General features: G+C 74.7%; 6 protein-coding genes. 4 read left to right on the forward strand and 2 right to left on the reverse strand.

Going from position 1 to position 8363, the window contains the following annotated elements:
- The first annotated feature begins 33 nt into the window (after positions 1–33).
- Complete coding sequence (locus O4U47_RS11710; protein WP_270677822.1) at positions 34–297, forward strand: hypothetical protein; 264 nt, start codon at positions 34–36, stop codon at positions 295–297.
- Between the two features lie 67 nt (positions 298–364).
- Here the strand turns inward: O4U47_RS11710 and O4U47_RS11715 are convergent, their stop codons facing one another.
- On the reverse strand, positions 365–1906 hold the full coding sequence (locus tag O4U47_RS11715) for a long-chain-fatty-acid--CoA ligase (protein WP_270677823.1): 1542 nt from the start codon (positions 1904–1906) through the stop codon (positions 365–367).
- Between the two features lie 217 nt (positions 1907–2123).
- The gene (locus O4U47_RS11720) at positions 2124–2594 is read right to left on the reverse strand and encodes a DUF6406 domain-containing protein (protein WP_270677824.1); all 471 of its coding nucleotides are present in this window, start codon (positions 2592–2594) and stop codon (positions 2124–2126) included.
- 527 nt (positions 2595–3121) lie between these two features.
- Here O4U47_RS11720 and leuS point away from each other — a divergent pair.
- The 3 genes from leuS to O4U47_RS11735 all read left to right on the forward strand — a co-directional run bounded on the left by leuS (position 3122) and on the right by O4U47_RS11735 (position 8022).
- A complete protein-coding gene (leuS, locus tag O4U47_RS11725; protein ID WP_270677825.1) occupies positions 3122–5617 on the forward strand; it encodes a leucine--tRNA ligase in 2496 nt (831 codons plus the stop codon).
- A 3-nt stretch (positions 5618–5620) separates the two neighbouring features.
- Positions 5621–6253, forward strand: coding sequence for a hypothetical protein (locus O4U47_RS11730; RefSeq protein ID WP_270677826.1), 633 nt, complete (start codon positions 5621–5623; stop codon positions 6251–6253).
- 1136 nt (positions 6254–7389) lie between these two features.
- Entirely contained in the window at positions 7390–8022 is a 633-nt protein-coding gene (locus O4U47_RS11735; RefSeq protein ID WP_270677827.1) for a hypothetical protein, read from the forward strand.
- The last annotated feature ends 341 nt before the right edge of the window (positions 8023–8363 follow it).

Below are 8363 nucleotides of genomic sequence, written 5' to 3' on the forward strand. Positions count from 1 at the left end.
ACCCGCCCGCGGGGGTGGGCGAGAGTTGGCCGGATGGACACCGCCGCCCCCGGGGAGCACCCCGGCGGGGAGGGCCCCGCCGAGGACGGCCACCCCATCGAACCGGAGCCGCCCTGGCCCAAGAGCCCCACCGGGGTACGGATCCGCTGCAACCGCTGCGCCGAGCCCCGCCTCTTCGCCGACCGGCACGCCGAGCAGCCGGACGGGCACGGTCCGGGACCGCACTGCGCCGCCTGCGGCCGGCGCATCGTGTACCGCTGTACCGCGTGCGGGGCTCCGTGGAGGCCGCTGTCCTGAGCGCCGCCCGGCGCCCGGGGCCCCTCCCGGTGCGGGGCGGGGTCCCGGGCGTGCGCGGCGCCGGGGATCAGCGCAGGTCGCGCTTGAGGATCTTGCCGGTGGCGGTCATCGGCAGCGTGTCGCGGAACTCCACCAGGCGCGGGTACTTGTAGCCGGCCAGCCGCTCCTTGGCCCACGCGACCAGCTCCTCCTCGCCCAGCTCGGCGCCCTCCTCGCGGACCACGTAGGCCTTGATCTCCTCGCCGTGGGACTCGTGCCGCACGCCCACCACCGCGACCAGGCTGACGGCCGGGTGGGTCAGCAGGACCTCCTCCAGCTCGCGCGGGTACACGTTGTACCCGCCGCGGATGATCATGTCCTTGGAGCGGTCGATGATGAAGTAGAAGCCCTCCTCGTCCCGGCGGGCGATGTCGCCGGTGCGGAACCAGCCGTCCTGGAGCACCTGGGCGGTGGCGTCGGGGCGGTTGTAGTACCCCTTCATGACGCAGTGGCCGCGCACCGCGACCTCCCCGGGGCCCTCGCCCTCGACCTCGTTGAACTCGGGGTCGACCAGCCGCATCTCCACGCCCCAGATCGGGCGGCCGATCGACCCGGTCTTCGCCTTGACCTTGGGGTTGTTGAAGGACACCACCGGGGAGGTCTCGGACAGGCCGTAGCCCTCCAGGATCTCCACGCCCAGCCGCTCCTTGACGCTCCTGGCCAGCTCTGCGGGCAGCGCCGCGCCGCCGGAGACCGCGGTGTGCAGGGTGGAGGCGATCTTCTTCAGGTCGTGCTCGCCCTTGGCGCCCAGCAGGCCCCAGTACATGGTCGGCACGCCGCCGAAGGTGGTGACGCCCTCCTTCTCCATGAGCGCCAGCGCCTCGTCGCCGTCGAAGCGCGGCATCAGCACGATGGCGGCGTGCCGGTACAGGGCGGTGTTGAGCTGGGTGGTCTGGCCGAAGATGTGGAACAGCGGCAGCACGGCCAGGAAGACGTCGCGCTCGGCGGAGCCGAACAGCTCGCTCGAGCACACCGCGTTGTACAGCAGGTTGTTGTGGCTCAGCTCGGCGCCCTTGGGCGTGCCGGTGGTGCCGCTGGTGTAGATGATCACCGCGGTGTCGTCGGCCTCGGTGCGCACCGACTCGAAGGTGCCGGGCTGCCCGTCCAGGGCCGCCCACAGCGTCTCGGCCCCGGCGACCGCCGACTCCTTGGCGCCGGGCTCGGCCGGCAGGTCGATGTAGACCTCGCAGGAGTCGACCTGCTCGAAGGCGGTGCGGGCACGCTCGCCCAGCGGCAGGTCGGGGGTGCCGGTGAAGGCGAACAGCGCCTTGGCCCCCGAGTCCTCCAGGTGGTAGGCGATCTCCCGCGGGGTGAGCAGCACGTTGAGCGGGACCACGACGGCCCCGGCCTTGAGCGCGCCGAAGTAGACGAACGGGAAGTAGGGCGTGTTGGGCGAGGCCAGGGCGACCTTGTCCCCGGGCGCGACGCCCCGCGCGACCAGGAGGTTGGCGACCTGGTTGGCGATCATGTCGACGAGTGCGTAGTTCAGGCGCAGGTCGCCGAAGATGAGGCATTCGCGCTCGGGGTTGTTCCGGGCGCCGTCCTCCAGCAGCACGGACAGGTTGAGCATCGCGTCTCCCAAGGGTGCGAGAGGGTGTTCCCGGTCACTTTTTACCGCACGGTAACTTGCGGTGTCCGCACCGGGGCCCACTCGCGCCGTCACGGCCCGGGCCACCGGCCCTCCGGCAGCCGGACCCCGGTCCCCGGGGTCGGCCGTGTCGCGCCCGCCCCGCCCCGCTTCCCGCCCCCCGCATCCCGCCCGGGGGCCGGGGGCGTGCGGGCGCGCCTCAGGCGTCGCCGCCGGAGGCCGCGCCGGACCCGGAATCCCCGCCGGAGGCGTCGTCGGCCCGGGTGAGCGTGGTGCTGCTCGGCTGGGACCGGGTGTCGCTCAGCCCGATCTCCGAGACCCGCCAGCGGTCCCCGGCCACGTCCAGCTCCCCGCCGAGGGGCAGGGTGTACTCCTCGGCCTCCCCGCCCTCAGCGGTGACGGTGATGGTGACCTGCGGGTCGTCCCCGGGCTCGTGCCCGGTCATCTGCACCGCCGCCATCGCGCCCGAGCGGGTCTCCATGCTCACCGGCGCGCCCTCGGTCAGCCGCACCCGCTCCTGGTTCTGCCCCAGGTCCGGAGCCTCGCTCTCCACGGAGGCGGTGTCGGTCTCCGCGTCGCCGGCGCAGGCGGCCGCCCCCAGGGCCACGGCCGCCGCGAGCAGGGCGGCGGGCAGGGCGCGGACGGCGCGGCGGGCGGGGGTGGGGATCATCGGGGCGGACTCCCAGGGTTCGGCGGCCGCGGCGCGCGGGACGGGTGCCGCCGGCGGAGCCGTGAGGGGCCCACAAGCCGGACGCGCCGGGGGCGGCCAGGGGACGCCGCCCGCACCGCATTCTTCCACCGGCCCCGGCGCCGGGAGGGCCCATCCCCCTCAACGAAGGGGTCTCCGGTTGGTGACGGAGGGGTCACCCGGCACCGTCCTCCGCGCGGCCCCGCCCGACTCCCCGGTTCGCGCCCCGAATGTCGCCCCCGGCGCCTAGGCTCGGCTCGCATCCGCAAACCTTCGGATCAGGCGTGCGGAGGCGGGGCCCACCGGGGGCGCGGTGGGCCCCGCGCGCCCGCGCCGCAATGGCGGGGCGCCTCCCCGGTCGCGCTAACCTTGGAACACAGGAGAACCCGCCCGGAGACGGCGCGGCCCGCGGACCCGACCGTACGGCGCGCCACGGGCGGCCGAACGCGCCATACACGGGCCGCCTCCGGCGGCCGCGCGGAGCGAACCGGTAGAGGGACTATTCAGCGATGACAGCGGTTGAAGGAGACCGGGTGGCGGGCGACGCCTACGACGCTCGCGCCCTGCAGGACAAGTGGCAGGCCCGCTGGGCGGAGGACAACCCCTTCACCGCCTCCGAGGACCCGGGGGACACCCGCCCGCGCCGCTACGTCGTGGACATGTTCGCCTACCCCTCCGGCGACCTCCACATGGGGCACGCCGAGGTGTACGCCATCGGCGACGTCATCGCGCGCTACCACTTCCAGCGCGGGGAGAACGTCCTGCACCCCATCGGCTGGGACTCCTTCGGGCTGCCCGCCGAGAACGCGGCCATCCGCAACGGCACCCACCCCGCCGAGTGGACCTACGCCAACATCGAGACCCAGGCCGAGTCGTTCCGGCGCTACGGCATCTCCGTGGACTGGACCCGCCGCCTGCACACCAGCGACCCCGGGTACTACCGCTGGAACCAGTGGTTCTTCCTGAAGTTCTTCGAGCGCGGGCTGGCCTACCGCAAGGACGGGCTGGTCAACTGGTGCCCCAAGGACCAGACCGTGCTCGCCAACGAGCAGGTCGTGCAGGGCCGGTGCGAGCGCTGCGGCTCCGATGTCGTGCGCCGCAGCCTCAACCAGTGGTACTTCCGCATCACCGACTACGCCCAGCGCCTGCTGGACGACATGGACCAGCTCGAAGGCAAGTGGCCCGACGAGATCCTGACCATGCAGCGCAACTGGATCGGCCGCTCCGAGGGCGCCGACGTCCGGTTCGCCGTCGAGGGGCGCGACGAGCCGGTCACCGTCTTCACCACCCGGCCCGACACGCTGTACGGGGCCACCTTCTTCGTGGTGGCCGCCGACGCGCCGCTGGCCGAGGAGCTGTGCACCGAGGGGCAGCGCGCGGCGTTCGAGGCCTACCGGGGCGAGGTCGCCAAGCTCAGCGACATCGAACGCCAGTCCACCGAGCGCGAGAAGACCGGCGTCTTCCTGGGCCGGTACGCGGTCAACCCGGTCAACGGCGAGCGGATCCCGGTCTGGGCCGCCGACTACGTGCTGGCCGACTACGGCCACGGCGCCATCATGGCGGTGCCCGCCCACGACCAGCGCGACCTGGACTTCGCGCTCACCTTCGGCCTGCCGGTGCGCCCGGTGGTCGACACCGGGCAGGACGACCCGGCGCAGACCGGGCTGGCCACCGCCGGCGAGGGCACGCTGATGAACTCCGGGCCGCTGGACGGGCTCGCCAAGAGTGACGCCATCCCGCGGATCATCGAGATCCTGGAGGAGCGCGGCACCGGGACCGGCACCGTCAACTACCGGCTGCGCGATTGGCTGCTGTCCCGCCAGCGGTTCTGGGGGACGCCGATCCCGATCGTCCACTGCCCGGCCTGCGGCGAGGTCCCCGTCCCCGACGAGCAGCTCCCGGTGACGCTGCCCGACGACATGCGCGGCGCGGACCTGGCGCCCAAGGGCATCTCCCCGCTGGCGGCCAACGAGGCGTGGGTGAACGTGGACTGCCCGGCCTGCGGCGGCCCGGCCAAGCGCGACACCGACACCATGGACACCTTCGTGGACTCGTCCTGGTACTTCCTGCGCTACCTGTCGCCGGACCTGGCCACCGCGCCGTTCTCCGAGGACGAGGTCAAGCGGTGGGGCCAGGTCGACCAGTACATCGGCGGCAAGGAGCACGCCACCCTGCACCTGATGTACGCCCGGTTCTTCATCAAGGCCCTGCACGACATGGGCATGCTGGAGTTCACCGAGCCGTTCGCGCGCCTGCTCAACCAGGGGCAGGTCATCAACCGCGGCAAGGCGATGTCCAAGTCGCTGGGCAACGGCGTGGACCTGGGGACCGAGATCGACACCTACGGGGTGGACGCGGTCCGGCTCACCATGCTCTTCGCGGGCCCGCCCGAGGACGACATCGACTGGGCCGACGTGTCCCCCGGGGCGTCGCTGAAGTTCCTGGGCCGCGCCTTCCGGGTGATGGTCCAGGCCGGTGAGGCCTCGGCGCCGGGCACCGACCCGGCGACCGGCGACAAGGAGCTGCGCAAGGCCACCCACAGGGCGCTGGCCGAGATCTCCGCAGCCATCGAGGACCACCGGTTCAACGTCGCCATCGCCCGCATGATGGAGCTGGTCACCGCCGCCCGCAAGGCCATCGAGAACGGGCCCGGCGCGGCCGACCCGGCGGTGCGCGAGGCGGCCGAGGCCATCGCCGTCACCCTGTCCCTGGTCGCCCCGTACGCGGCCGAGGAGGGCTGGGAGCGGCTGGGCCACAAGGGGTCGGTGGCCGTCGGCAACTGGCGCGCGCCCGACCCGGAGCTGCTGGTGCGCGAGGAGGTGACCGCGGTGGTCCAGGTCAACAGCAAGGTCCGGGACAAGCTGCAGGTGCCGCCGGACATCGACGAGGGCGAGCTGGAGCGGCTGGCGCTGGCCTCGGAGAAGGCGCAGGCCTTCCTGGAGGGCAAGACGGTGCGCCGGGTCGTGGTGCGCGCGCCCAAGCTGGTCAACATCGTCGTGGGCTGACCCGTGCGCAGCCCGGAGAGCCTGTGGAGGTCGGCCCCGCCCGCGTCGCGGTGGGCGGCGGCCGCCGTGGGCGTGCTCGTCCTGACCAGCGCCTCGCTGATGGTGGGCCAGGTCTTCGAGGAGAGCGGCCCCTCCAGCGAGGCCGGTCCGGACGACCGGTACACCGCCGCGCCGGAGTGCGCCTCGGTCCCCGGGGAGGCGGTGGGCGCGCTCGTGGACGAGGCGGCGCTGGACACCTCCGACGGCGGGCCGATGGACGGCTCCGACACGGCCCGGTGCGCCTGGACCTCGGTGGGGACCGGGGCCGCGCCCCGGACCCTGCAGGTGGACTTCCGGGCGTACTTCAGCGACGCGGCGGGGGACACCGGCGGGGCATCGGCCGCCGCCGACACCGTGGCGGAGCTGGACGCGTTCCAGCTCGGGGCGGTGCCCGCACCCGCGTCCCTGGGCGAGGACGCCCTGCTGGGCAGGGCGGGACCGGCCGGGACGTCGGGGGAGGCGGTCTTCCGGGACGCCAACCTGGTGGTCCGGGTCGTGTACACCGGCGCGGCCGACCCCGGCGCGGGCGCCATGGACGAGGGGCAGGCCCGGGACGGGGCCGCCCGGGCGGCGGAGGCCATCGCCGAGGCGCTGTGAGCGCCTCGGGTACGGTGCGGCGTGACCGGCCCACCGGGGGCCCGTCCGGGCAGGCCGGACCGGCCCGCCCGGTCCGGCCCGCGGTGCGCCCGCACGGCCCGGACTGGCCCGGTCCGGCCTGCCCGGACCGGCCTGCGCGGTCGCGTCCGGCATGTAGGGGCCTCGGGCTTCCGACCCGCTCCCCGGGGAACCGTTCACACCCCCGGGAGCATCGGAGTGGCCGGAAGAGCAGCCGCCGGGTGCGCTCGTGGGGGCACTCGCGGGGGCGCCGCCGACAGAGACCGGGACTAGGGGAGTCGCTCATGGACCGATCGCAGGACCCCGCACAGGCCGACGGCTCCGGACCGGAGCCGGACGCGCACGTGTCGGAGGCCCATGCGGAGGTCGCTCCGGACCCCGCCCCGGCGGAAGCGGCGGCGGTTCGGGAGGCGCCCGCCCCGCAGCCGCAGCCGGGGCCGGGGCCGGTTTCGGGGCAAGAGCCGGAACCCGGAGCGACCGAGGAGCCCCGGCCGTTCTCTGACGACGCCCCTTCGGACACGCCCTCCGGTCACCAGGGGGATGGGGGAGAGGCGGATGAGCAGGCGCCGCCGGAACCCGCTCCCGCCGCCGCCCTGAGTGAGGGCGCGGAGCCACATGAGCCGGAGCCGGGGGAGTCGGAGCCGCCCCCCGCAGCGGTCACCCCGGAGTCGCCTTCCGCAGCGGCCACCCCGGGACCGCCGAGCAGCGGACAGGCGAGGCCTTCAGCGGCGCAGGGGCACCAGGGCCCGCCCCCGGGCCCAGCGCCGACCGCCCCACCCGGCACGTCCGGCCCCGATGCACCCCCGCCCGGACCGATGCCAGGCCCTCCCCCCGGCCAGGCGGTCGGCCCCGCGTCGGCCCCCGCTCCTGGCCAGGCGTCCGGCCCTGCGTCGGGCCAGGCACCCGGCCGGGCGTTCGACCATGTGCCTGGTCCCCACGTGCCTGGTCCCGCACCAGGCCACTCGGCCCCTTCCGGAGCACCGCATCCTGGCTCCCCGCACATGCCTCCGCCCGGACCCCAGGCGGCCCACGGCACTCCTCCCGGCCCGCCGCCTCCGGGAGGGGATCCTCAGGGGCCGTATCCCGGGCCCGGGGCCTCTCCGGAGCCGCCCTCCCCGGTGGTGAATGAACCCCGCTCCAATCGGGGGTGCGCGGTCGCCGCGGTGACGGCGATCGCCGCCACCGCGCTCGCGCTGCTGGTCGGCGGAGTGTGGGCGGTGGTCGCCCTGGTCACCATGGACAAGGGGTTCGAGCGTCTGCCGGAGTGCGCCGCTGCGGAGGGGGAGGCGCTCGAGGAGTTGGTGCCCGGCTTCGAGGCGGGGATCGACGAGGCCATCGACGGCCTGCCCGAACCGCAGCGGGAGGGCGTGCAGTGCCGCTGGGAGACCACCGCGGATTCCCCGCACACCCCGGCCGCCGCCCGCGTGGTGCTGGTGCGTGCGGAGCCGGACGCGCAGACGTCAGGGGAGGAGGCGGCCGCGGGCCTGCTGGAGGGCGGGTCGGAGCGGCGTGACCGCACCGCGCTTTCGGGCATGGGCGACGAGGCCTATTCGTGGTTCGAGCCGGACTCCGAGCCGCTGGGCTGGGGGTGCGTGGGGACGCGCACGGCCAACCTGTACGCGGAGACGTGCTACACGACTTCGGCGGACTTCGCGGGGACGGAGTCGGTGTCCGAGGCCGACCTGGTGGACGGCGCGAAGCGCCTGGCCAAGGAGCTCCAGGCCGAACTGGACACCCAGCGGGAGGAATGACCCGCACCCCTGAACACGAGCGCCGGGCGGCCCCGACGAGCGGTGGCCCGGCTGGTACCCCGCTTCATGGGCTTTGGCCGTCCGCCAGGCCGCCGCGGTGCGGGGTAGATGGCGGCGACGGCGTGAGCGGGGCGGTTCCCTGGGCCTGCTTGCCGGGCGGCGGGTTCCTCGCGGTCCGGGCGGGCGGCGGCTCGGCCGGTACCCCGCTGACGGGCCCCGGCCGGGCGGCGGGTGGTCGGGGCGCAGGGTGGCGGGCGGCGACGACGAAGGACAGCGGCCCTACCTGCTGTTCTGTCGGCCGCCGGGCGTGTGCGTGGTCCGGGTGGTTGGCGGCGACGGCG

Origin of the sequence: Nocardiopsis suaedae (genome assembly GCF_027706745.1) — a bacterium.
Lineage (GTDB): Bacteria > Actinomycetota > Actinomycetes > Streptosporangiales > Streptosporangiaceae > Nocardiopsis_A > Nocardiopsis_A suaedae.

Bases quoted from the DNA above. Each gene is read 5' to 3' on its own strand.
- O4U47_RS11710 (WP_270677822.1), top strand. From the start codon at position 34: ATGGACACCGCCGCCCCCGGGGAGCACCCCGGCGGGGAGGGCCCCGCC.
- O4U47_RS11715 (WP_270677823.1), bottom strand. From the start codon at position 1,906: ATGCTCAACCTGTCCGTGCTGCTGGAGGACGGCGCCCGGAACAACCCC.
- O4U47_RS11720 (WP_270677824.1), bottom strand. From the start codon at position 2,594: ATGATCCCCACCCCCGCCCGCCGCGCCGTCCGCGCCCTGCCCGCCGCC.
- leuS (WP_270677825.1), top strand. From the start codon at position 3,122: ATGACAGCGGTTGAAGGAGACCGGGTGGCGGGCGACGCCTACGACGCT.